Raw genomic sequence first — 24,975 nt, forward strand, 5'->3', positions numbered from 1 at the left:
CAAGGCGAAGAATTTGCGGTAAGGGCGCGCCATGCCCAGATTTGCCCTCGAAGTCGAATATCACGGCGCCCCTTTCGCCGGCTGGCAACGCCAGGCCGATCAGCCCTCGGTACAGGGGGCGATCGAGGATGCGCTGGCCAAGCTGGAACCGGGGCCGCACACCATCGCCGCCGCCGGGCGCACCGATGCGGGCGTGCATGCGATCGCGCAGGTGGCGCATTGCGACCTGCAAAAGGACTGGGACCCGTTCCGCCTGTCCGAGGCGCTGAATTACCACCTGAAACCGCAGCCGGTGGCGATCCGCCGCGCGGCGCTTGTGCCCGACGACTGGCATGCGCGGTTCTCGGCGCTGGAACGGCGTTACGTGTTCCGGCTTCTGATGCGCCGCGCGCCCGCCACCCACGATGCCGGGCTGGTCTGGCAGGTGTCGCAACGGCTCGACCCGGACGCGATGCGCCAGGCCGCCGCCTATCTGATCGGCAAGCACGATTTCACCACATTCCGCTCCTCGATCTGCCAGGCTGCCAGCCCGGTCAAGACGCTCGACGAGTTGACGATCGAAGAGGTCGATGGCTGGTCCGGCCCCGAACTGCGTTTCTTCCTGCGCGCCCGGTCCTTCCTGCACAACCAGGTGCGCAGCTTCGTGGGCACCTTGGAACGGGTCGGCGCCGGGTCATGGGCGCCCGAAGACGTGCGCGCCGCGCTGGAGGCGCGCGACCGCGCCGCCTGCGGCCCGGTCTGCCCGCCGCAGGGGCTTTATCTGGCCGGGGTGCAATACCCCGAAGATCCGTTCGGCTGAGAAGGGCGTATTCCGCCCGTGCTCGCCTGACCAATTCACGCCCTGAACCGGCCCGGATCATAGGGTGACATGTCGATATTGGGGGGCTTGCCGCCGATCATCTGCGCCAGCAGACGCCCGGTCTTCGCCCCGCCGGTCAGCCCGACATGCTGGTGCCCGAATCCCATGAACACCCCCGGATGGCCGGGAGCCGGGCCGATCACCGGCACGGAATCGGTCAGCGTCGGACGGTGGCCCATCCATTCGGTTGCCCGATCCCACGTCAGCCCGGGCATCGCGGCCTTGACCTGCTTCATCTGCAATCTGAAGGGCGCCCGCGACGGTCCCGCTTCAAGCCCGCCGAATTCGACAATGCCTGCCAGGCGCAAGCGGCCCTCCATCGGGGTGATAACGAAAGATCCCGTCGTCATCATCACCGGCGACCGGGGCATAACAGACGGGTTCCACAGTTCGATATGATAACCGCGTTCGGTTTCCAGCGGCATTTTCAGCCCCAGGGCACTGGACATCGGCCCTGACCATGCGCCAGTGGCGATCAACACCGCGTCGCCGCGCAGCGGGCCTTCGCTGCTTTGCACGCCCACGACCCTGCCGCCGTCGCGGATCAGCCCGGTCACGTCGGCGGTGACCAATTGCCCGCCCCGATCAACGACATGCGCGGCAAGATCCTTTACATACTGGCCGGGATCGGAAATCCGGCCATGATTGGGCATCGCCGCGCCGAACCCCATCGTGTCACCGAAGGCCGGGTCGTATGCGCGCAAGGCATCGCCTTCATATTCGACCGGTGCGAAGCCGTATTCGCGGTTGAACTTCCATTCGTAGGCATCGGCCAGATAGTCGCGGCGCGACCGATACAGATAGACGAAATCGGCCTCCGTGATCCATTTCTCGGCCCCGGTCCCTTCAGCCAGCGCCCGGTGATCGGCCAGACTGTCACCGACAATCGGATAGAGCGCCTTCGCCGTGCGACGCACGTCGCGATCGTTGGCATGACTGAGATACCGCGCCAGCCAAGGCAGCATCCGGGGCAGGTAGGACCAGCGCAGGAACAGCGGGCTGTCCGGGTCCAGCACCATGCGCGGGGCTTTCCGCCACAGCCCCGGCGTCGTCACCGGAACGACCGATGCAGAGGCCAGCACCCCGCCATTGCCGAAAGACGCGCCCTCGGCCGGCCCCGCGCGATCGACGAGAACCACCTCATGCCCGTCGCGTTGCAGCCACACGGCCGTCGATACGCCGACAATCCCCGCCCCGACAACGATGATCCGTTTTGCAGCCATGCCTTACCCTTTCGATTCCGCCCGAAGCGTAGCGGCAAACCCCGGCGGGCGAAATACGGGCGACACGGCGGGCCGGATTTTTTCGCCTGAAGCGAAAACTTGGCACGTGACTTGCTTGGCACCCCCCGCAGCAAGGATGCTACGCGCTTGGCCCCGGCCTGATCCGTCTCTTGCGACCGGTCCTTCCTCTCTTTCTCTCCTAAACGGGGGATCGACGTGGGGGAACAGACCGCAGGTCACGCGCGTCATCCACTGTTTTGCATTCGCATCCGGGATGCAATTACTCAGCGTCCTCCTCGACCATGGCCTGCAGCTCGTCGAGGAGGCCCCTTTTTGGCGAAAATTCCCCGCAAAGTGCCGGTTGTATCCGATCGGAAAATTCCGACGCGCTTTATTCTGGTAACAACCGCACATCGCCCCCGAGAGGGACATTTCCACGATTGTCGTGCCAAACCGCGCCCTTTACCACGAAGGCCGATCCCAAACAGCGGCCCGCAGGGCCGGAAACGCATGGACCCCAGATGACCGATTACGCCCTCACCGTGAAATGCAAATCCTCGCGCGGTATCGTCGCGTCGATTGCCAATTTCCTGTCCGACAACGGCTGCAACCTGACCGACAGTTCGCAATTCGACGACGCGGAAACCGGCAATTTCTTCATGCGCGTCAGTTTCCGCAGCGAAAAGGGCAAGGAACTGGAAGAGCTTTCCCAGTCCTTCCAGAGCGTCGCGGACGACAAGGGCATGGCCTATGACTTCCACGACGAAAAGCGCAAGATGAAGGTCGTTATCATGGTGTCGCGCTTCGGCCATTGCCTGAACGACCTGCTGTATCGCTGGCGCATCGGCGCGCTGCCGATCGATATCGTGGCGGTGATTTCCAACCACATGGAATATCAGAAAGTCGTGGTGAACCACGACATCCCGTTCCATTTCATCAAGGTGACCAAGGACAACAAGGCCCAGGCCGAAGCCCAGCAGATGGCGATCGTCGAGGACACTGGCGCGGAACTGATCGTGCTGGCGCGCTACATGCAGGTGCTGTCGGATGAAATGTGCCAGAAGATGTCGGGACGCATCATCAACATCCACCATTCCTTCCTGCCCTCGTTCAAGGGCGCGAACCCCTACAAGCAGGCCTTTGAGCGCGGGGTGAAGCTGATCGGGGCAACGTCGCATTACGTCACCGCCGACCTGGACGAGGGGCCGATCATCGAACAGGACATCGTCCGCGTCACCCATGCCCAAAGCCCGTCCGATTACGTGTCTTTGGGCCGCGACGTGGAAAGCCAGGTGTTGGCCCGCGCGATCCACGCGCATATCCATCACCGGGTGTTCCTGAACGGCAACAAGACGGTCGTTTTCCCGGCCTCGCCCGGGTCCTACGCGTCGGAACGGATGGGTTGATCTTCGGCGCGGGGCGGGCCACAACCCGCCCCATGATCCGCCATATCGTCTTTTTCACCGCCCGCGATCCGAAGGACCGCGAAACCGTTTTCGACGGCCTGTCCCTGCTGACGCAGATTCCGCACAAGCGGCATTTCGAAATCGGCGCAATGCCAAATCCGACTTCATCGCGGGACCGGAGCCGGATTTCGTGGTCTATGGCGAATTCGACGACGCGGCGCAGCTGGCGGCGTTCAAGGCGCATCCGCTGTATCAGCGGTCGATCGACATCGTGCGGCCGCTGCGCGACATGCGGATCGCGGCGGATTTCCTGACCGATCAGGCGTAGCTTGCCGTCAGCGCCGGGTGATCCAGCACCGTCTTGACCTGTTCCTCCGTCGGTCGGGTGCCGTCGATCCGCAGCACTGGGTAACGAAGCGATTGCAACCAGTCTTCGTGCCGCCCGCGGTTGCGGCCGGAAAAACCGGGATCGTCATAGCGCGCGGCCCAAGCCATGAACCCCGCATGAATGGCGGCCATGTCGCCGCCTTCCTCGATCCTGTCGCCGAACCGGGCCCGTTCGCGGGCGCGCAGGCGGGCCAGCCGGATGCCCGTCGGAGCGGTGACGAACAGTACCAGGTCAACCTGTGACAACAGCGGGTCGCCCCAGCGGTCGAACGATCCGCTCAGCACCCATCCATCATGCTCCAAGGCACGCCGCAGCAAGGTCAGGCGGTCATTGACGCGGCGTTTCTGAGTGAAGGGAGGATCGGTCGGCAGCCAGTAGGAATCATCGACATCGGCATGCGGCAGGTTCAGCGCCCGCGCCAGCCCCTGCCCCAAGGTGGTCACACCGGCCCCCGATGCACCGGTGATATAGATCCTTCGCCCCATATCCGTGTTCAGCCCCAATCCTTTGTGCCCCTTGGGGTTTCAGGCTAATGCTGCACCTGCAAAATGCTCAAACTGTTTTTACAGTTCCCTTGCGAAACATGCACATTCCCCGGCGATTTCAAAGGGAAACACACGCCAAAGTCGCGAGAGACGCGGGAAGCAACCGTGCAAGTGCAGCATAGCCAACACACGCCTCTCTGTTGATTCGGGCCGTTTTCAGTTCCGCCCGCGTTCGTCCAATCCCAATCCGCGGCCGATGATTTCGCGCATGATCTCCGAGGTCCCGGCATAGATCCGGCTGATCCGCGCATCACTGTAGAGCCGGGAGATTTCGTATTCGTCCATGAACCCCGCACCGCCATGCAGCTGCAGACATTCGTCCACCACCCGACCTTCGACCTCGGAGGTGTAGAGCTTCGCCTCCGCCGCCATTTCCGCGCTCAGCTCGCCCGCCAGATGTTCGCGCGCGCAATGATCCGTCAGCGCCCAGGCGGCATCCAGTTCGGTCCGCATCGACGCCATCTTGAAGCGTGAATTCTGGAACGTCCCGACCGGTTGGCCGAAGGCGCGCCGCTCCATCACGTAGTCCTTCGTGATGCCGAAGGCGTATTCGGCCCGCGCCACAAATCCCAGTGCGCCGATAATCCGTTCCTCGGCCAGGTTCATCATCATCGTCTTGAACCCGCGCTTGGGGTCGCCCAGCACGTTTTCCTTCGGAACCTTGACGTTGTCGAAAAACAGCTCCGCCGTGTCCTGCGATTTCAGCCCCATCTTTTTCAGGTTGCGGCCGCGCTCAAACCCTTCCATGCCCTCCTCGACCAGAAACAGCCCGATTTCATGCCCCTCGCCGGTGCGCGCGGCAACCACGACCAATCCGGCCAGCAACCCGTTCGAGATGTAGGTCTTGGACCCGTTCAACAGCCAATGATCGCCCATGTCGGTGGCGCGCGTCTTGACCCCGCCCAGATCCGACCCGGTGCCCGGTTCGGTCATCGCGATGGCCAGAACGGTTTCGCCCGACACGATACCCGGCATGAACCTTTCGCGCTGTTCCTCGCTGCCCAGCTTGTGCAGGTAGGGACCGACAATGCGGTTGTGCAGCCCGATGAAGAACCCCGGTTCGCGCGGGTTGATTTCCTCGCACAGGATCATGTCATAACGGAAATCGTCCAGCCCCAGCCCGCCGTATTTTTCATCCGCGTACATGCACAGGAATCCCTGTTCGCCGGCCTTGCGCCAGACCTCGCGGCTGACGCAACCGGCTTCTCGCCATTCCTCGATATGCGGAAACACCTCGGCCTGGGCCCATTTGCGCACCGAGTTACGGAAAATTTCATGTTCTTCGTCGTAAAGGGTCCGTTTCAGCACCGGATGCCTCCTGCCTCGTCAAGTTTGTTGTTGTGTGTGGGAAAAGGGGCGGGGCGACATACGCCCCGCCGGTCAGACCTTCATTCGATGGTCTTGATCAGTTTCCACGATCCGTTTTCGACCGCCGAGACATAGATCGAGGTTGCGGCAACGTGGTTTTCGGGGCTCATCGAAACCATGCTGCCAGCCACCACATCATCATAGCTCAGCCCTTCCATCGCCTTGATGAAATTCTCGCGGGTCAGGTCGGGTCCGGCCGCTTCCAGCGCGCGCACCATCAACTCCGCCGCCGAACGGCCCAGCAAAGCGCCGGTACCGGGGAATTTTTCACCCGTTGCTTCGGTATAGGATTTGACCCAGCCGGCCACCGCCGGATCGGACAGACGCGCTTCGAGGTCCTGCCAGCCGGCCCCGGCATAGACGCCCCCCATGACACCCTGTCCCGCCAGCCCCTTGGCCACCACGGTATGGAACCCGGCCGAGGACAGCAGGAATTTCAGGTCGCTCATGCCCAGCTTGTTGGCGGTTGCGATCACGTTGATGACCTGGCTGACACCCAGCGCGAGCCCGACGGTATCACAGCCGCCTTCGCGGATCTTGCCAAGCGCGCCCGAGAAGTCGGTTTCGTCCGGTTTGTGCTTGGTTTCGACCCCATAGGAGGTACCCGAGGCGGCGGCACCGTCGATCAAGCCTTTCTGAATTTCCACCCCGAAATCGGTCGGCAAGTACATCAGGCAGAAGGTTTTCGACCCCTGCTCGGCCGCCATGTATTCCGTGGTCGCCTTCACCGCGTCGAAATAAGCGGCGGTGCCGGCAAATTTCCACGGTGCCGGCGGATCGACCATCTGCCGCGCGGCGGTCAGCGGGCTGACATTCGGCACACCCTTGGGTTCCATCAGCTTGAACATCGCGATGTTATGCGGCGTGCCGAGGCTCAGCAGCATTGCAAAGACGCCGTCGCGATTGATCAGCTTGTTGGCGGCCTGAACCGCCTTGGGCACCTGATATCCGTGGTCTTCGACGGTATAGGTGATCTTGCGGCCATGCACGCCGCCAGCGGCATTGATTTCGTCGAAGTAAAGCTGCGCGGCTTTCACCGCGGGAACCGAAAACGGCGCGAAGATGCCCGACAGGTCATGCGCCCCGCCGATCTTGATCTCACTATCCGTCACCCCGGTTTCGGCCCGTGCCGCCGGTGCCGACAGCCCCAGCGACAGCGCCGCGGCGGCGGCAATTCCTTTCCAGATCTTCATTGGTCTTCCTCCCTTATCGTTATTCGAATAACCGGCCCGACCCTCCCCGGCCGGATCAGTACATGCTCTCGATCAAGGCGGCGTGACGCGAGTTCACGAAATTCCGCTTGAGCTTCATCGTCGGAGTAAGTTCCTCATCTTCCGCCGTAAGCAGAATATCGATCAAGCGGAAATCCTTGATCTGTTCGACCTGGGCGAAGGATTTGTTGACCTCCTTCACCACGTCGCCGATCAGGTCGACCACTTCCTTTGCACGGGTCAGAGAAGCGAAGTCGGCATAGGGAATCTGCCGGTCCTGCGCGAAACGTTCGACATTTTCCTGGTCGATCATGATCAGGCAGGTCAGGTATTTACGCCGATCCCCGATCACCACCGCGTCTGAAATGTAAGGCGAAAACTTCAGTTTGCTTTCGATCTCGGCGGGAGTGATGTTCTTGCCGCCCGCGGTGATGATGATGTCCTTCAATCGCCCGGTGATTTTCAGCGCGCCGTGATTGTCCATCATGCCGACATCGCCGGTTTTCAGCCAACCGTCCTCGGTAAAGGTTTCGGCGGTCTTTTCCGGCTTCTTCCAGTAGCCGGCAAAGATGCCCGGTCCCTTAAGCTGAATTTCCCCGTCCGGCGCGATGCGCACCTGCGTGCCCGGCAACACCTCGCCGACGGTGCCGACGAAGTTGGAGGCCAGCGTGTTCACCGTCGCGACACCGGCGGTTTCGGTCATGCCGTAACCTTCAAGCAGATGCACGTCGATCGCTTCGAACCAGCGCAAGAGATCGGGCGAAATCGGCGCCGCCCCGGTGGTACAGCGGCGGGTCCGGCCCAGCCCCACCAGGTTGCGCAGATTACGCAGCACCAGAAGATCGGCCAGCGCGAGGTTCAGGCTGTCGAACGCGCCAAGCCGCCTGCCGTCTTCCTTGGCCTGCGCTTTCTTCATGCCTGCTGCCACCGCCCAGTCGAAGGCGGTGCGCCCGATCCATCCGGCCTCGGACCGCATGATGCTGATACGGCTGTAGATCTTTTCCCAGATCCGCGGCACCCCGGTAAAGGAATGCGGGCTGACTTCGCGCAGGTTGTCGAACACCGTTTCGGGGCTTTCGGCGAAATTCACCTTGCACCCCGACAGGATCGGGAATTCGACCGAAATCAGCCGTTCCAGAACGTGACACAGCGGCAGGAAACACAGCAATTCGTCGGTGGGATAGAATTCAAGCGTCTGTTCGCCTGCAAATCCCTGATACATCATGTTGCGATGGGTGATCATCGCGCCCTTGGGCGGCCCGGTTGTGCCCGAGGTATAGATCAGCATGCGCGCGTCGTCGGGCTTCACCGCCTCCAGCGTCGCCTCGAACTTCTTCGGGTTGGCCTGTTCCTCGGCCTGCCCAATCGTCATCAATTCGTCCCAGAACATCACCTGCGGGTCGCTGAACCCGGCCAACCCGTCCCGATCGAACACGATGACCTTGCGCAGCCCCGGCATCTGATCACGGACTTTTAGGAACTTGTCGAGCTGTTCATCGTTTTCCACGAACAGGAACGGCGCACCGGAATCGTTGATCAGATAGGCCAGTTGTTCGGCGCTGTCGGTGGTGTAGACGCCCGACGGGATACCCCCGACAGCCGCCACGCCCAGATCGACGTAAAGCCATTCGCGCCGGTCCTCGGACAGGATCTGCACCGGCTGGCCCTTTTCCAATCCCAGCGCCAGCAATCCCAGCCCGGCCCATTTGCCGCCCTGATAGTAATCGGTCCAGCTATAGGCCTGCCAGACGCCCAGTTGCTTTTCCCGGTGCGCGGTCTGATCGCCCAGTTCGTGGCACCGCTTCGCCCACAGCTTCACCACCGTGTCGCAGCCATCCATCGCGATGGGCGCGTCGTCGGGGATGATCATGTCTGTCGTCATTTCAACCATGCCCGTCACCTCCACGTCTTGCGCCGTTTCCAGCGTTTCTGCCCGCGTTGGGTTTCTTCCTGCCGGCCGAGGTAGAATTCCTGGATGTCATCGCTGGCGCGCAGTTCCTCGCAACTGCCCGCCATCACGATCCGGCCCATTTCCAGCACGTACCCCTTATGCGCCGTGTGCAGCGCCACGTTGGCGTTCTGTTCCACCAGAAGCATGGTCACGCCCTGTTCGGTATTCAGCCGCTTGATGATGGCGAAAATTTCCTGCGTCAGCAGCGGCGACAGGCCCAGCGAGGGTTCGTCCAGCAGCATCAACTTGGGCCGCGCCATCAGCCCCCGGCCGATGGCCAGCATCTGCTGCTGCCCGCCCGACAGGAACCCGGCCGACTGGGCGCGGCGTTCCTTCAGGATCGGGAAATAGCTGTAGACCATGTCGATATCGTCGCGAATATCGGCGCCGCGGCGGGTATAGGCACCCATGCGCAGGTTTTCCTCGATCGTCAGGTAGGGGAACACCTCGCGCCCTTCGGGCACATGGGCCAGGCCCATCGCGACGATCTTGTCCGGCTCCATCCCGTCGATCCGCACCCCGTTGAAATCGATGCTGCCCTTTTCGGGGTCCATCAGGCCGGAAATGGTTTTCATCAGCGTCGTCTTGCCCGCGCCATTGGCGCCGAGGATGGTGACGATTTCGCCCTGCTCCACCGTCAGCGACACCCCGCGCAATGCCATGATCGCGCCGTAGAAGGTTTCCACATTTCGGATGTCCAGAACGCTCATGCATCCACCTCCGTCCCCAGATAGGCGGCCTGCACCTGCTTATCGGCCTGCACTTCGGCGGGTGTGCCCATCGCCAGGGATTCGCCATTGGCCACCGCCAGAACCCGGTCGCTGACCTGGTTCACAAGGCTCATGTCATGTTCGACCATCAGCACGGTCAGCCCCATGTCGCGGCGCATGTCCTCGACCCAGTAGGCGACGTCCTGGCTTTCCTCCACCGACAGGCCGGAGGCCGGTTCGTCCAAGAGGATCATCTTCGGCCCCATCGCCAGCGCGCGGCCAATCTCGACCACCTTGCGCACACCGTAAGGCAGGCCGGCGATCAGCTTGTCGCGATAGGCTTCGAGTTCGAGGAACTCGATCACCTCCTCGACCTTCTGTCGATGCCCACGCTCGGCCCGGCGCACCTTGGGCAGGAACAGCGTGTCCTGCACCCAGTTGGTGGACCGGTGCGTGTGGCGCCCCATCAGCAGGTTGTCGAGAACGGTGGAATGATCGAACAGTTCGATATTCTGATAGGTCCGCGCGATGCCCAAGGGCGCGATCTGGTGCGCCGACAGGTGGGTGATGTCCTGCCCATCGAAGCGGATGGTGCCGCGCGTCGGTTTGTAGAAGCGCGAAATCAGGTTGAAGATGGTCGATTTCCCGGCCCCGTTCGGACCGATGATGGAAAACACCTCGCCCGCCTCGACGCTGAAGGACACGCCGTCGACCGCCTTCACCCCGCCGAAATGGATGGCAAGGTCTTCGACTTGCAAAAGGCTCATCGCATCCTCTCCGTCTTCAGGTATGATTTCTGGCGGCGGAACATGTCGCGCCGGGCCAGCGGGAACAGTTGGAACCAGACCCGGGTTTTCAGCCAGCGGCCATAAAGCCCGGCCGGTTCGTAGATGATGAAGCCCACCAGGATGGCCGAGAAGATCAGCGTATCGAGACCGGGGACCGAGCCAAGGTCGATCCCGGTGGTGCTGTTCAGCCCGTCGCGCAAGATCGCGATCAGCTGCGGCACGGCGGTGATCAAGATGGCACCGAAAAACGCCCCCTGGATGAAACCAAGCCCGCCAATCGTCACCACCAGAAGCAGGTTGATCGAGATGAAGATCGAGAACAGTTCGTAATTGAAGAAGCTGATGTAGTGCCCCATCAGCGCCCCGGCCAACCCCGTCATCGCGCAGCTGAGGCCGAAGGCCAGCGCCCGGGTGCGGGTCACGTTGATGCCAAGCGCCCGCGCCGACACCTCGCTGTCACGCACCGCCAGGAAACTGCGCCCGGTCGGGCTGCGCAGCAGGTTGGCATAGGCCCAGGTGATCCCCACCACGCAGGCCAGGCACAGCCAGTAGAAATTGTTCAGGCTGGCGTATCGGTCGAAATCCACCCCGGCGATGGTGATCGAAGGGGCAAAGATGCCCCCCACCCCGCCGGTGATCGGCTCCATGATGATGATCATCTCCTCCACGATGACGAACAGCGCCAGCGTGGCGATGGCCAGATAGATGCCCGACATCCGCACCGCCGGGATCGCCACCAGCGCCCCGAACAGCCCCGCCGTCAATCCCGCCAGCGGGAAGGCGACGATCCACGGCACGCCCACATTCATCAACGCCGCGTCGGTATAGGCCCCGATCGCCATGAAGGCCGCGTGGCCAAGGCTGACCTGCCCGGTATGGCCGACCAGCACCATCAACCCCATCCCCGCCAGCGACCAGATCAGCGTATTGGTCGCCTCGGCCAGGTAATATTCCCCCACCAGAAAGGGCAGCACCGCCATCACCGCAACCAGCGCTATGATCTTGCCGCGGTCCCACCAGTCTTCGTGCAGATCGATATCGTTGTCGTAGCTTGTCTTGAAAATCACTCTCATCGGCTCAGACCTTCTTTGCGTAGATCTGGGCGAAAAGCCCATTGGGACGGGTGATCAGCACCGCAAGCATGATGATGTAGGGGCTCATCTGGCTGATGCCGCTGGGCAGGTAACGCGCCGCGACGGGTTCGACCACGCCGATCAGGATTCCGCCCAGAAGCGCGCCGGGCAGGCTGCCGAATCCGCCGATCACGGCTGCGGCGAAGGCCTTGATCCCCAGCAACCCGATATTAGGATCGATCGCCCCATTTGAGGCATAAAGCACCCCCGCGATGGTCGACACCGCGCCGGAAAGCGCCCAGATCGTCGAATTGATCCGCCGCACCGGCACGCCCACGATATAGGCCGCCATCTGGTTCTGCGACGCGGCCTGCGCCGCCAGCCCGATCCGCGTGTACTGGAAAAACAGCCACAACCCAATCGTCAGAAGCGCGGTCACGATGATGGTGACGAGATCCTCGTAACCGATGATGACGCCGCCGAATTGCAGGCTGCGCCCGGCAAACGGGGTTTCCAGCACCAGCGGCGTGAAGCCCCAGATCGCGCCTGCGGCGAAGCGGAACACGAACCCCATCGCGATGGTCAGTATGACAAGCGCGAATTGCGGCTGACCGAAAATCTGCCGCACCACGAAGCGGTCGACGCCATAGCCGACCCCGCCCATGATCGCGGCCGCCAGTATGACACCCGGTATGAATGGCAGCGCCGAATAGTCCGAATTCACAAGGCCAAGCGCAACGAAGGCGCCCAGCATCATCATGTCGCCCTGGGCGAAGTTCACCCCTTCGGTGGCCTTGTAGATCAGCACGAAACCAAGCGCGACCAACCCATAGACGCACCCGGTGGCGATCCCACCGATTACCAGCTGAATCAGTTCCATCCGATCCCCTTCCCCGTCGCAGCTCCGGCGGCCGCCTTAACGAAAAGGGCGTTTGACACATTGCCCCGCATGCGCGGGATTGGGGCCGTCCGGGCCCCGGCGCAGTTCGCATCCATGCCGTCTCCTCCCTTGACCGAATGAACGCTGTTGACATTATCTAAACACGGGTGTTCAATTTCTGTCAACTTCAATGATTGATCCCCGATGAAAAACGTCAAATCCCGCATCATCCACGCCGCCATGCGGCTGTTTGCCGAACAGGGCACCATGCAGATCGCCATCAGCGACCTGGCGAAAGAGGCCGGACTGTCGCGCGGCACGATCTACAACAACCTGGAAAATCCCGACGAATTGTTCCGCATCACCTGCGGGATGCTTTTTCAGGAATTGCGCGACAGCATCCGATCGCTTTCGAACGCGGATGAAGATCCCGCGCTCAGCATTGCCACGCTCATGCGCCAGTTGATCAGGCGGGTGCATGATGAACCCGATTGGGGCCGGTTTATCGCGCTCTTCGCGATGACCGAACCGCAGCTTGGCAAGATATGGGCGCTGGAACCGGCCGACATCCTGCTCAGGGGGCAAAGAAGCGGCCGTTTCGATTTCCCGCGTGACCAGATTCATTCGATCACGACGCTTGGCGGCGGCGCGATGATGGGATCGATTTCGCAGGTGCTGCAAGGGACAGTGACTTGGCGCAAGTCCAGTTCCGAAATCGCGGAACTATATCTGCGAGCGATGGGAATCGGCCGGCGCGAAGCGCGCCGCCTGGCATCCGTGGATTTCGACCCGCTGCCGCGACTGGATTTTTCAGACGTGGCGCAAGGTCTTGCACGGCCGGAAGCAACGGCCTGATCTAACTAGGTTTTTGGGAGGAGAACCCGATGGCGGAAACCGCTTACATATACGATGCAATCAGAACCCCCCGGTCAAAGGGCAAGGCCGATGGTTCCCTGAACGAGGTAAAACCGATCAACCTCGTCACCACGCTGCTGGATGAAATGCAGCAGCGTCATGATCTGGATACGTCGCGCGTCGACGACGTGATGCTGGGCTGCGTGTCGCCGGTCATGGAACAGGGCGCGGTGCTGCCCAAGGTCGCGCTGCAGAAGGCCGGATGGGCCGAAAACGTGCCCGGCGCGCAGGTCAACCGGTTCTGCGCCAGCGGGTTGGACACCTTCAACACCGCCGCCGCCAAGATCGCCAGCGGCTGGGAAGACGTGGTCTGCGCCGGCGGCTATGAAAGCATGAGCCGGGTGCCGATGGGCGCCGATGGCGGGCCGTTCGCCGAAGACCCCGAAACCTCGATCCAGACCGGATTCGTGCCGCAGGGCATCGGCGCCGACCTGATCGCCACCATCGAAGGCTGGACCCGCGACGATGTCGACGCCTTCGCTGTAGAATCGCAGAAACGCGCCGCCCATGCCCGCGACAGCGGCTGGTTCGACCGCTCGGTTGTGCCGGTACGCGACGAAAACGGCGTGGTGATCCTCGAAAAGGACGATTTCATCAAGCCGGGCACCGACATGCAGAAACTGGCGGCGCTAAAACCCAGCTTCGCCATCCCCGGCCAGATGGGTTTCGACGCGGTCGCGCTGGCGAAATACACCGACGTGGAACGGATCGACCATGTCCATACCCCCGGCAATTCGTCGGGCATCGTCGACGGTGCATCGCTGATCTTGCTGGGCAACGAACGGGCAGGCAAGGACCTGGGCCTGACCCCGCGCGGCCGGGTCGTGTCGATCGCGCTGACCGCGACCGATCCTACCATCATGCTGACCGGCCCCGGCCCCGCGTCAAAAAAGGCGCTGGCCAAGGCCAGCCTGACCATCGACGACATCGACCTGGTGGAAATCAACGAAGCCTTCGCGAGCGTCGCGTTGCGGCTGCAGCGCGATCTCGACGTGCCGGACGAGAAACTGAACGTGGTGGGCGGCGCCATCGCCATGGGCCACCCGCTGGGCGCGACCGGCGGTTGCCTTGTCTCGACCATGCTGGACGAACTGGAACGGCGAAACCAGAAACGCGCGCTGATCTGCATGTGCGTCGGCGGCGGCATGGGTATCGCCAGCATCATCGAACGGGTCTGAGGGGGACGGACATGACTGATTTCATTTACGAAAAAGATGCCGACGGCATCGTGATCGTCACCATGGACATGCAGGGCCAGTCGGCCAACACGATGAACGAACGCTACGTGCCCGGCATGGACGAGGTTCTAACCAAGCTGCGGGCCGAAGACGACCTGAAAGGCGTCGTCTTCGCCTCGGCCAAGAAAACCTTCTTCGCGGGCGGCGATCTCCGCCTGATCCTCGGGATCGAAAAGGCGGACGCCGAGACGTTCCATTACATCGAGGAAAACAAGCGCCCCTATCGCGAGCTAGAACAGCTGCCCGTACCGGTCGTGGCGGCGATCAACGGCGCGGCCCTGGGTGGCGGGTACGAACTGTGCCTGGCCTGCAACCACCGCATCATCGCCGATGTGAAGGGCGCCGTTGTCGGCCTGCCCGAGGTGACGCTGGGCCTGCTGCCCGGTGCCGGTGGCGTGGTGCGGCTGACCAAGCTGCTGGGCCTTGAAAGGGCACTGCCCCACCTGACCGAGGGCAAGCCGGTGAAACCGGCCAAAGCGCTGAGCGAAGGCATGGTCGATGCCGTGGTGGACAGCACCGACGACCTGATCCCCGCCGCCAAGGCCTGGATCAAGGCCAATCCCGACGCCCATACGCAACCGTGGGATCAGAGGGGTTTCCGCTATCCGGGCGGCGACGCATTGCACCCCAAGGTGCGGCAGGTCGCGGTGGCCGCGCCTGCGGTGCTGTATCAGAAAACCCGTGGCCTGCTGCCCGCGCCTGCCAAGATCCTCGACATCGCGGTGAATTCAATGCGGATGGGGTACGACGCGGCGCTGCGCAACGAAAGCCGGGGCATCTGCGCGCTTGCCGTCACGCCGGAATGCAAGGCGGCGATCACCACCTTCTTCTTCGGCATGCAGGCGATCAAGGGCGGCAAGGTCCGCCCCGAGGGCGATCATTGGCGGGCCTCGTCCGCCGCCATCCTCGGCGCCGGCATGATGGGCAGCGGCATCGCCTGGGCCCATGCCAATGCGGGCCTGCCCTCGGTGCTGAAGGACATGGAGATGGACAATGCCGAGAAGGGCAAATCCTACACCGCGATGCTGGCCGACAAGCGGATCAAGCGCGGCCGGATGGATGAGGCCAGGAAGAACGCTCTGCTCGACCTGATCACCCCGGCGACCGAGGACAGTGCGTTCGAGGACACCGACCTGATCATCGAGGCGGTATTCGAGGACATCGCCCTGAAGGAAAAGGTCATCCCCGAGACCTTCAAGATGCTGGGCGAAAACGGCATTTACGGCTCGAACACCTCGACCCTGCCGATCTCGATCCTCGCCGAATCCTGCCCCGACCCGAGCCGCTTCATCGGGCTGCATTTCTTCAGCCCGGTGGACAAGATGAAGGTGGTCGAAATCATACTCGGCGAAAAAACCAGCGAGGAAACGCTGCGCAAGGCCTACGATTACGTGCAGCAGATCGGCTACATGCCCATCGTGGTCAATGACAGCCGCGGGTTCTTCACCTCCCGCGTGTTCGGCACCTATCTGGATGAAGGCATTTCGCTGATGGTCGACGGCATGAACCCGGTGGCGGTGGAACGCGCCGGGTGGCTGGCGGGGATGCCCGTCGGCCCCTTGGCCGTGCATGACGAAGTGTCGCTGGTGCTGAGTCAGAAGGTCGCCAACACGCACAAGGCTCTCGACGAACGGCTGCATGTCGACAGCGGCTTCGGCAAGCACAACACCGCGTCGAAAACCGTCTGCGACGCGATGATCGAACAGGGACGCGGCGGGCGGCATTACGGCGGCGGGTTCTACGAATACGCCGCCGACGGGTCGAAAGCGCTGTGGTCCGGGCTGGATCAGTTCGCCAAGGGCAATGCGGACATAGATGTGCAGGACGCCATCGACCGGCTGCTCTATCGCCAGGCAATCGAAACCCTGCGCTGCCTGAATGAAGGCGTGCTGAGGACCGAGGTCGAGGCCAACCTGGGCGGCATCTTCGCCATCGGATTTCCGGCCCATACCGGCGGCGCCATCCAGTTCATCCGGGGCATCGGCATCGATGCCTTCGCCGCCCGCGCGGCGGAACTGGTCGACCGCTACGGCGAACGCTTCGCGCTTGATGCCGACGCATTTGACATCCTGCGCGGCAAACAGGCCGTGGCGGCATGAGCGGACCTCTGAAGGGCATGGAGGTGGTCGAGATGGAAGGTCTCGGCCCCGCCCCCTTGGCCGGGCAGTTCCTGTCCGACCTGGGGGCCGAGGTGACGCTGATCACCCGCAAATCGGGCAAGCCCGACCCGACTGACATCAACAACCGGGGCAAGCGATCCGTCGCCCTGAACCTGAAGGCGCCGGAAGGGATCGAGGCCGCGCTGCGGCTGATCGAACGGGCCGATGTGCTGATCGAAGGCTTCCGACCCGGCGTGATGGAACGGATGGGGCTGGGGCCCGATACCTGCCAGACCCGCAATCCGGGGCTGGTCTATGGCCGCATGACCGGCTGGGGCCAGACCGGGCCGATGGCGCAGATGGCCGGGCATGACATCAACTACCTGGGCCTGACCGGGGTGCTGAACGCCATCGGCAAGAAGGATGAACCGCCTATCCCGCCACTCAATATCGCCGCCGATTACGCAGGCGGCACGATGTTCCTGCTTCTGGGCATCCTGTCGGCGCTGTTCGAACGGCAGTCGTCGGGCAAGGGGCAGGTGATCGACGCGGCGATGGTCGACGGCGCGCCGGCGCTGCTGGCGCTGGTCCATGCGATGATCGCGCGCGGCCGCTGGGGCGAGGAACGCGAAAGCAACTGGCTCGACGGCGGCGCACCGTTCTACCGGACCTATGAATGCGCCGACGGCAAATACGTCTCGGTCGGGCCGCTGGAGCCGCAATTCTTCTCCCAGCTGGTTGATCTGGGCGGATTGCCGGAGCATCACAAGGCGACCCAATATGACGAAACGTCATGGGCGCAACGGCGCGAAAGCTATGCCAAACTGTTCAAGACGAAAACGCGCGACGAATGGACCGCGATCTTCGACGGCACCGACGCCTGTGTCGGCCCCGTGCTGAGCTGGAGCGAAGCCCCCGGGCACCCGCACATGCAGGCGCGCGGCGTCTTCACCGATGTGGGCGGCGTGACGCAGGTCACCCCGGCGCCGCGTTTCGACCGGACACCGCCGGGCCCGGTGGGCGCCCCGCCCGCCCCCGGCGCCGATACCGACAGCGTTCTGGCCGAACTGGGCTATGACGCCGACACCATTGCCGGCCTCCGCGACAGCGGCGTGCTGACCTGAGGAGGAAAAGATGAGCGACGTGATCCGCATCACCCGTGACGGGGCCATCGCCACCGTCACCCTGACCCGCCCCGAGGCGTTCAACGCCATCAACGCCGACATGCGCAAGGCCCTGATCGACGCGGTGGCCGAAATCGACGCCGACGACGCCATCCGGGTGGTGATCCTGAAGGGCGAAGGCCGCGGCTTCTGCGCCGGGGCCGACCTGAAAGGCGGGCTCGACCCCAAGGTCGACAACATGCTGGAAACCGAATACCGCCCGTCGCTGGAAGGCATCGCCAGGTCGCCGAAGATCTGGATCGCGCAGGTGCATGGATCGGCGGCCGGGATCGGGGCTGCCTATGCAATGAATTGCGACATGGTGGTGATGGCCGACAACGCTTCGCTCTACATGGCGTTCGCCGCGATTTCGCTGGTGCCAGATGGCGGCAACACCTGGCTGCTGCTGAAGGGCATGGGCTATCACCGGGCGCTGCAGGCGATCATCGAAGGACAGAAGATCCCTGCCGCCGATTGCCTGCAATACGGTCTGGTGAACCAGGTCGTGCCCGAGGATCAGCTGGAAGCCGAATCCCGCGCCCTTGCCGACCGCATCGCCAGCGCCGCGCCGCTGGCGGCGCAGGCAGCGAAACGAATCCTGCGCACAGTCGGCGAAGGGTCGTTCGGCGAGGCGTTCAGCGCCGAGGCGCGCGAACAGCAGGCTTTGACCAAGTCAGACGATTTCCGCGAAGGCGTTCAAGCCTTCATCGAAAAACGCAAACCCGAATTCCAAGGCAAGTGAGATACCGATGACCCTGCCCGCCCAATTGCAAAACCTGCGGATTCCGCTGATCGGCAGCCCGCTGTTCATCATTTCCAACCCCGACCTGGTCATCGCCCAGTGCAAGGCCGGGATCGTCGGGTCCTTCCCGGCGCTCAACGCGCGCGAAAAGGACGGCGATCCGATCCTGCTGGAACAATGGCTGACCCGGATCAATGAGGAACTGGACCGGCACAATCAGGCCAACCCGGACAATCCCGCAGCGCCCTACGCGGTAAACCAGATCGTGCACCGCTCGAACGGGCGGCTGGAGCGCGACATCGAGATCTGCGTCAAGCACAAGGTGCCGGTCTGGATCACCTCGCTCGGCGCGCGGGTCGAGGTCAACGAGGCCGCCCATTCCGTGGGCGGCATCACCCTGCATGACGTGATCAACGATAAATTCGCCCACAAGGCGATCGAAAAGGGCGCCGACGGGCTGATCGCCGTGGCCGCGGGCGCCGGCGGCCATGCCGGGGCGCTGTCGCCGATGGCCTTGGTGCAGGAAATCCGAGCCTGGTTCGACGGCCCGCTGTTTCTGTCCGGATCGATCGCCACCGGCGACGCGCTTCTGGCGGCGCAGGCGATGGGTGCGGATGGCGGCTATGCCGGGTCGGCCTTCATCGCCACCGAGGAAGCCAATGCCGAAGACCGCTACAAGCATATGATCGTCGAAAGCGGCGCCTCGGACATCGTGTATTCCGACCTGTTCACCGGGGTCTGGGGCAACTACCTCAAGCCGTCGATCGCGGCGGCAGGGATGGACCCCGAGAACCTGGAACGCTCGGACCCGTCGAAGATGAATTTCGGCGAGAACCGCAAGAAGCCGAAAAGCTGGAAGGAAATCTGGGGATCGGGCCAAGGCATCGGCGCTGTGAAGGACGTGGTTCCCGCAGCCCAGCTGATCGACCGCATCGCCACGGAATATTTCGCGGCGTTCGAGCGGCTTTCCGGGCAGGTCGGGCGATATCGCTGACGGCGCCGGGGGCTGGGGGGCTCTACCCCCCGCTGTGCGCCCCCCCTGGGGTATTTGCACCAAGAAGGTATTTGCACCAAGAAAAAGACCCGTTCAGGTTTCGGGACCGGTCGCCAGGTCAGCCGATATCTTCGAAGCAGCGGATGGGTTTCGCAGGCAGGCCCGACCGGTGAGCCACATCACCGATAACCGATATATGTGCAGTTTCCTTTTCGTGGCTCTGGCGGGGGCGAAGTGCAGGCGCAGCGCTTAAATGGCGTCGCTGATGCCGACCGAGACCAAAGCGGCGGGGTTCGAAGTCAGCCGTCCGGGACAGCCAAAGCGGTGTTTCGGACACACACCGGAAACCGCGCCGGAACCGCGGCGCTTGACTTTGCTGCAACAATCCATAGATAGGGTCCATCGCTGCGCTGCCGCGTGAGCACGCCGCGCCAGGTCATCGATACCTCGGGCGCACCAGCGATAAACCAGTTCCCATCACGCAGGGTTCTCCGGACGGGCCGGGTCATACGGGAAACGCCTGTGTGATCCCGCGGCACCGCCGAACCCCGATTGGGGCCGCAATGCGTGCGGCCTGTGAAACCCGGCGCCGGGTCGTCCGAGGACGTCTGCGCGCTCCGAAAGGACATTACTTGTCAGATTTCAATTCGCTGGGCCTTGGCCCGACGCTTCTCAAGGCGCTTGAACGTGCCGAATTCACCCAACCCACCAAGATTCAGGAAAAGGCGATCCCGCTGGCGCTGGACGGCCATGACATCATGGGCCTGGCCCAGACCGGCACCGGCAAGACGCTGGCCTTCGGTCTGCCGATGATCGACCGCCTGCTGGGCGAGCCGGGCAAACCGGCGCCGGGAACGGCAAAGGCGCTGATCCTGGCCCCGACCCGCGAACTGGTGGGCCAGATCGCCGACAACATGCGCCCGCTGATGCACAACACCCCGCTGAAGATCATGACGGTGGTGGGCGGCCAGTCGATCAACCGCCAGATCAACGCGCTGTCGCGCGGCACCGATATCCTGGTCGCGACGCCCGGGCGGCTGATCGACCTGATGGATCGCGGTGCGGTGGACCTGTCCACCGTGCGTAACCTTGTGCTGGACGAAGCCGACCAGATGCTGGACATGGGCTTCATTCATGCGCTGCGCAAAATCGCCCCCAAGCTGGGGTCGCCGCGCCAGACCATGCTGTTTTCCGCCACCATGCCGAAACAGATGGAAGAGCTTAGCCGCAGCTACCTGAGCAATCCGCGCCGTGTCGAGGTCGCCCCTCCGGGCAAGACCGCCGACAAGATCGAACAGTCGGTGCAGTTCATGCCCAAGGGTGACAAACCGGGCCGGCTGCGGGAAATCCTCTCCGAAGATCCCGATGCGCTGACCCTCGTCTTCATGCGGACCAAGCACACCGCCGAACGGCTGATGAAGAAACTGGTCGCCGACGGTTACAACGCCGCCTCGATCCACGGCAACAAAAGCCAGGGCCAGCGCGACCGCGCCATCAAGGCGTTCCGCGCGGGCGAGGTCACCGTTCTGGTCGCCACCGATGTGGCAGCACGCGGGATCGACATTCCCGGCGTCGCCCGGGTGATCAACTTCGACCTTCCCAACGTCGCAGAATCCTACGTGCACCGGATCGGCCGCACCGCCCGCGCCGGGCGCGAAGGCGTGGCGATTTCCTTCTGCAGTTCCGACGAACGCGAGTATCTGCGCGACATCGAAAAGCTGGTCGGCCTGCGCTTCGGCGCCACCCCGCCGGAAGGCAGGGGATCGGATCGCGGCGGCGCGCAACCGGATTCCGCCAAACCCTCCGCGCGGGCCGTGAAACCCGGCGGCAATTCGCGCAACCGTAATCGCAACCGCAACCGCCGGGGCGGCAAACCCGCCGCGGCCAAGCTGCAATCGGCCTGACGCGACGCGCGGGAAACCCCGCGGACCTGACAAAGAAAAACGCCAATGCTTCTCAAGCATTGGCGTTTTTTATGTCTTCAAGGCAGGCGGGATATCCCCTAGCGCACAGTGCCTTTTTCCCCCGTCCGGGTGGGTACCAGCGCCCGCACCAGATCTTTCATATGCAGAATACCGACATCTTCGCCGTTTTTCTGCACCTTGAAGTTATGCGTCGTGTCGCCGCCAGACAGTTCGATCAGCTTTTCGAGGTTGTCGTTCACGTCCACGACGCCGGCAAACGCGGTTTCCCCGTTCAGCGGCGACATGACAGAACGCACGCGCAGCACACGCGCGCGGTTGATGTCGCTGACGAAGTCCTCAATGTAGGGATCGTTCGGATTGAGCAGGATATGCTGCGGTTCGCCCTGCTGCACCACGTAGCCGTCCTTCAGGATCACGAGGTGATCGGCCAGCTTCAGCGCCTCGTCCAGATCGTGGGTGATGAAGACGACGGTTTTCTGCAATTCGTTTTGCAGTTCCAGAAGCAGATCCTGCATATCGGTACGGATCAACGGGTCGAGCGCGGAAAATGCTTCGTCCATCAGCATGATATCGCTGTCCGAAGCCAGCGCCCGGGCGATCCCCACCCGTTGCTGCATGCCGCCCGAAAGCTGGTGCGGATAGTGGTCTTCGTACCCATCCAGCCCAACCCGCTGCAGCCACGGCCTGCCATGGCTTTCCGCCGTGGTCTCGTCCTCGCCGCGCACCAGGCGCGACATGCCCGCGTTCTGCAGCACGGTGCGGTGCGGCAGCAGCGCGAATTTCTGGAACACCATCGACATCTTTTCGCGGCGCAACCGGCGCAGCTGTTGTTCGTCATAGTCCAGCACGTTCTCGCCGTCGACGATGACCTCGCCGGTGGTCGGTTCGATCAGCCGGTTCAGGTGGCGGATGAGGGTTGATTTGCCCGACCCCGACAGCCCCATGATCACCGTGATCTCTCCGGCCTGCATGTCGACATTGATGTCCTGCAGGCCCAGCACGTGGTTGTAGGTATCCAGCAGCTCGGGCTTGCCCATGCCGCCATGGACATGCGGCAGCATCGCTTGGGGATTCGATCCGAAGATCTTGTACAGTCCGCGGATCGAGACTTTGGGTCCGTTGCTCATGTCCCTCTCCTTACTGTTTCTGGGTGACGTTGATGCGACCAAGCGATGCCTTGGTCACCCGGTCGAGAAGAATCGCCAGAAGCACGATGCCGAAGCCCGACACCAGACCGACGCCTAGTTCCAAATTGCGGATACCGCGCAGAACCAGCACACCCAGACCGGGGGCCGATACCAGGGACGCGATCACGACCATTGCCAGGCTCATCATGATGGTCTGGTTCACGCCGGCCATGATGTTGGGCATTGCCAGCGGGATTTGAACGCCGAACAGCTTCTGCTTGTCGGTCATGCCGAAAGCGTCGGCGGCTTCGATCACATCCTTGTCGACAAGCCGGATGCCCAGGTCGGTCAGCCGGATCACCGGCACGATCGCGTAAAGAATGATCGCGATACCGTAGAGTTTCGATTCCGTCACCGAAAACAGGAAGATCAGCGGGATCAGGTACACGAAGGTCGGCAGCGTCTGTAGCATGTCGAGCACCGGCAGGGACACCCTCTGAAAGCCATCGCTGCGGGACATCAAGATGCCTATTGGCACCCCGAGCAACACGCTGAAGCCGGTACAGACGAAAATGATCGACAGGGTCTGGATCGCAGGCACGTAATGATCGATGAAGGCCATGAACAGGAATGAAATCGCGACAAAGGCGACCAGTTTCCACGATTTCGTCGCGCCCCAGACCGCCAGCAGCAAGAGCGGGATCACGATGAACCACGGCACCGTCTGGAACAGCCACAGCGACCCGTCCAGCGCCCAGCTCAGCGGTTGGGAAATCGGGTCCAGCACCACCTTCAGAGGGTCCTTGATCGACAGGAACAGGTTTTCCACCCAAGACGTCATGTCCCGGGTCCGCGCCACCGAACTGCAGGATTCGTGCAGCACATCGAGCGACGGAAACGGCGCATCCCACAAGGACCCCGCCGCTTCCTCGGCGGCTCCTTCGACTTTCTTGCCCGATTGCGCCAGCAACTGCGCCATGGTCATCGGACCGCCGGACGCTTCTTGTTCGCACCAGTCTTTCAGGCCCAATGCGCCGAACAGCCAATCATAAGCGGCCATCTACTATCCCCTTGTTGTTCATTCTTGGCGGGGCCTCCCCCGCAGAAGCGAAGGGCGCCCACCGGGCGCCCTTGTGTCTTTGTCGTTTACTTCAGAAGCGCTGCGAGCTTTTCCTTGGCCGCGTCATCCAGCCAAGCGCCCCAGACATCAGGCTTGCTGGTCAGGAAGTAGACCGCCGCTTCCTCGGTCGAGGCGGTATTGGCTTCTTTCCACGCCAGGATGTCGTTCATCTGCGCGTTGGTGAAGGACAGGTTCTTCATGAACGCAGCTTCGGCGGGATGCGTGTCCTTGAATTCGGCGGTCACGACCGTTTTGACCGGGCTGACCGGATATTCCGATTTCCCGACCCCACGATTGGGGCATTCGGGGTCCGAGTCACAGGCGTGGACTTCGGCGTTGTAGTCGCCAAGGTCGATCTTCACCATCGGGTATTTGCCCAGGATCGCAGTCGGACCCCAGTAATATCCGAACCACGGTTCCTTGTTTTCATAGGCCGCCGCGATCGACGAGGCGAGGGTTTCGCCCGAACCGTGCTGGAACACCTCGATACCGGCATCGACCACGCCGAAGGCCTTGGTTTTCGACGCGTTGGCGCGCTGACAGCCCCAGCCTTCGGGACACTGGTGGAAACGGTTTCCGATCAGGTCGGGATTGGCCAGGATGCCTTCCAGCGTGCCGGCTTCGGGATGTTCGGCGACGATGTAATCGGGCACCCACCAGCCTTCGACACCGCCATCGGACAGTACGTCGGTCAGGGTGCTGATCTTGCCTTCGGATTCCAGTTTCTCATAGGACGGCGCACCGTTGATCCACAGTTCGGTCACGATATCGGGTTCGCCAGTTTCCGCCACCGAGGCCAGCGCCGGAACGGTCGAGGACGGCACCATCTCGATGCTGCAACCATAGCCCTGTTCCAGAATGAACTTGGCCACGCCCGAGACGACCTGGCTCGACGCCCAGTTCATTTCGGTCATGGTGACTTCGCCGCAACTGGCCGACGCTGCGCCGGCGGACAGGGCGATGGCGGTCGCAGCGACCCCGCTCTTGAGTAGATTATTTGACATCAGGATACCTCCTATTTGGATGTAATTATTGAATTTTTCTTGACTATTTCCCAAGCCGCAGTTTCGGCAGGGCATTATCGCAGTCGATTGGATCGGGAGTAATCAAGCAGTAGCAGCGAAATCGCCGACGTCGCGTCGACGCTTGGCCCCACGATACCCACGCCCGGGAAATTCGGCCATTTCAGCCGCCAGACTGGGGAGAACGCTATTTGGTCGCTGTCTCGCACTTCGGCTTAAGGGAATAGC

General features: G+C 62.6%; 21 protein-coding genes and 1 pseudogene. 10 read left to right on the forward strand and 12 right to left on the reverse strand.

Annotation, left to right across the window (positions count from 1 at the left end; translation table 11 throughout):
• The first annotated feature begins 31 nt into the window (after positions 1–31).
• The gene (gene truA / locus IT775_RS06015) at positions 32–799 is read left to right on the forward strand and encodes a tRNA pseudouridine(38-40) synthase TruA (RefSeq protein WP_212700185.1); all 768 of its coding nucleotides are present in this window, start codon (positions 32–34) and stop codon (positions 797–799) included.
• A gap of 35 nt (positions 800–834) precedes the next feature.
• Here truA and IT775_RS06020 read toward each other — a convergent pair whose 3' ends face one another.
• Entirely contained in the window at positions 835–2,082 is a 1,248-nt protein-coding gene (locus IT775_RS06020; RefSeq protein WP_212700186.1) for an NAD(P)/FAD-dependent oxidoreductase, read from the reverse strand.
• Between the two features lie 521 nt (positions 2,083–2,603).
• On the opposite strand from IT775_RS06020, the gene purU reads away from it, so the two are divergent.
• Together purU and IT775_RS06030 are read left to right on the forward strand one after the other, a co-directional pair.
• A complete protein-coding gene (gene purU / locus IT775_RS06025) occupies positions 2,604–3,488 on the forward strand; it encodes a formyltetrahydrofolate deformylase (RefSeq protein ID WP_212700187.1) in 885 nt (294 codons plus the stop codon).
• 32 nt (positions 3,489–3,520) lie between these two features.
• A pseudogene (locus tag IT775_RS06030) lies at positions 3,521–3,816 on the forward strand (Dabb family protein).
• Here the strand turns inward: IT775_RS06030 and IT775_RS06035 are convergent.
• The 8 genes from IT775_RS06035 to IT775_RS06070 all read right to left on the reverse strand — a co-directional run bounded on the left by IT775_RS06035 (position 3,807) and on the right by IT775_RS06070 (position 12,402).
• Positions 3,807–4,361, reverse strand: a complete 555-nt coding sequence (locus IT775_RS06035; RefSeq protein WP_212700188.1) for a P-loop NTPase family protein — start codon at positions 4,359–4,361, stop codon at positions 3,807–3,809. The pseudogene IT775_RS06030 and the gene IT775_RS06035 overlap by 10 nt on opposite strands.
• A gap of 216 nt (positions 4,362–4,577) precedes the next feature.
• Positions 4,578–5,729 carry an acyl-CoA dehydrogenase family protein gene (locus tag IT775_RS06040; protein ID WP_212700189.1) on the reverse strand — a complete coding sequence of 384 codons (1,152 nt, stop codon included), beginning with the start codon at positions 5,727–5,729 and terminating at the stop codon, positions 4,578–4,580.
• Positions 5,730–5,809: 80 nt separating this feature from the next.
• A complete protein-coding gene (locus tag IT775_RS06045) occupies positions 5,810–6,982 on the reverse strand; it encodes an ABC transporter substrate-binding protein (RefSeq protein WP_212700190.1) in 1,173 nt (390 codons plus the stop codon).
• A gap of 55 nt (positions 6,983–7,037) precedes the next feature.
• The gene (locus tag IT775_RS06050; protein WP_246525367.1) at positions 7,038–8,882 is read right to left on the reverse strand and encodes an AMP-dependent synthetase/ligase; all 1,845 of its coding nucleotides are present in this window, start codon (positions 8,880–8,882) and stop codon (positions 7,038–7,040) included.
• Positions 8,883–8,896: 14 nt separating this feature from the next.
• Positions 8,897–9,661: an ABC transporter ATP-binding protein gene (locus IT775_RS06055; protein WP_212700192.1), complete on the reverse strand. Its 765-nt coding sequence runs from the start codon at positions 9,659–9,661 to the stop codon at positions 8,897–8,899.
• Positions 9,658–10,428 (reverse strand): ABC transporter ATP-binding protein, encoded by a 771-nt coding sequence (locus IT775_RS06060; RefSeq protein WP_212700193.1) that lies wholly within the window; start codon positions 10,426–10,428, stop codon positions 9,658–9,660. The genes IT775_RS06055 and IT775_RS06060 overlap by 4 nt, the downstream gene beginning before the upstream one ends.
• A complete protein-coding gene (locus IT775_RS06065) occupies positions 10,425–11,522 on the reverse strand; it encodes a branched-chain amino acid ABC transporter permease (protein ID WP_212700194.1) in 1,098 nt (365 codons plus the stop codon). The genes IT775_RS06060 and IT775_RS06065 overlap by 4 nt, the downstream gene beginning before the upstream one ends.
• 4 nt (positions 11,523–11,526) lie before the next feature.
• Positions 11,527–12,402 (reverse strand): branched-chain amino acid ABC transporter permease, encoded by an 876-nt coding sequence (locus IT775_RS06070; RefSeq protein ID WP_212700195.1) that lies wholly within the window; start codon positions 12,400–12,402, stop codon positions 11,527–11,529.
• Between the two features lie 204 nt (positions 12,403–12,606).
• On the opposite strand from IT775_RS06070, the gene IT775_RS06075 reads away from it, so the two are divergent.
• The 7 genes from IT775_RS06075 (at position 12,607) to IT775_RS06105 (ending at position 21,457) form a co-directional block, all read left to right on the forward strand.
• Positions 12,607–13,257, forward strand: a complete 651-nt coding sequence (locus IT775_RS06075) for a TetR/AcrR family transcriptional regulator (protein WP_212700196.1) — start codon at positions 12,607–12,609, stop codon at positions 13,255–13,257.
• A 29-nt stretch (positions 13,258–13,286) separates the two neighbouring features.
• Positions 13,287–14,495, forward strand: coding sequence for an acetyl-CoA C-acetyltransferase (locus IT775_RS06080; RefSeq protein ID WP_212700197.1), 1,209 nt, complete (start codon positions 13,287–13,289; stop codon positions 14,493–14,495).
• Positions 14,496–14,506: 11 nt separating this feature from the next.
• Positions 14,507–16,654, forward strand: coding sequence for a 3-hydroxyacyl-CoA dehydrogenase NAD-binding domain-containing protein (locus IT775_RS06085; protein ID WP_212700198.1), 2,148 nt, complete (start codon positions 14,507–14,509; stop codon positions 16,652–16,654).
• Positions 16,651–17,778 carry a CaiB/BaiF CoA transferase family protein gene (locus IT775_RS06090; protein ID WP_212700199.1) on the forward strand — a complete coding sequence of 376 codons (1,128 nt, stop codon included), beginning with the start codon at positions 16,651–16,653 and terminating at the stop codon, positions 17,776–17,778. The genes IT775_RS06085 and IT775_RS06090 overlap by 4 nt, the downstream gene beginning before the upstream one ends.
• A gap of 10 nt (positions 17,779–17,788) precedes the next feature.
• Positions 17,789–18,559, forward strand: coding sequence for an enoyl-CoA hydratase/isomerase family protein (locus tag IT775_RS06095; protein ID WP_212700200.1), 771 nt, complete (start codon positions 17,789–17,791; stop codon positions 18,557–18,559).
• Between the two features lie 7 nt (positions 18,560–18,566).
• Positions 18,567–19,553, forward strand: coding sequence for an NAD(P)H-dependent flavin oxidoreductase (locus IT775_RS06100; protein ID WP_212700201.1), 987 nt, complete (start codon positions 18,567–18,569; stop codon positions 19,551–19,553).
• Between the two features lie 632 nt (positions 19,554–20,185).
• Positions 20,186–21,457: a DEAD/DEAH box helicase gene (locus IT775_RS06105; RefSeq protein WP_212700202.1), complete on the forward strand. Its 1,272-nt coding sequence runs from the start codon at positions 20,186–20,188 to the stop codon at positions 21,455–21,457.
• A 98-nt stretch (positions 21,458–21,555) separates the two neighbouring features.
• On the opposite strand, the gene IT775_RS06110 is transcribed toward IT775_RS06105, so the two are convergent.
• The 3 genes from IT775_RS06110 to IT775_RS06120 all read right to left on the reverse strand — a co-directional run bounded on the left by IT775_RS06110 (position 21,556) and on the right by IT775_RS06120 (position 24,729).
• The gene (locus IT775_RS06110) at positions 21,556–22,605 is read right to left on the reverse strand and encodes a quaternary amine ABC transporter ATP-binding protein (RefSeq protein ID WP_212700203.1); all 1,050 of its coding nucleotides are present in this window, start codon (positions 22,603–22,605) and stop codon (positions 21,556–21,558) included.
• Positions 22,606–22,615: 10 nt separating this feature from the next.
• Positions 22,616–23,665 carry an ABC transporter permease gene (locus tag IT775_RS06115; RefSeq protein WP_212700204.1) on the reverse strand — a complete coding sequence of 350 codons (1,050 nt, stop codon included), beginning with the start codon at positions 23,663–23,665 and terminating at the stop codon, positions 22,616–22,618.
• 86 nt (positions 23,666–23,751) lie between these two features.
• Positions 23,752–24,729 (reverse strand): ABC transporter substrate-binding protein, encoded by a 978-nt coding sequence (locus IT775_RS06120; protein WP_212700205.1) that lies wholly within the window; start codon positions 24,727–24,729, stop codon positions 23,752–23,754.
• Positions 24,730–24,975: the final 246 nt, after the last annotated feature.

Origin of the sequence: Thalassovita aquimarina (assembly GCF_018219815.1) — a bacterium.
GTDB classification, from domain to species: domain Bacteria; phylum Pseudomonadota; class Alphaproteobacteria; order Rhodobacterales; family Rhodobacteraceae; genus Thalassobius; species Thalassobius aquimarinus.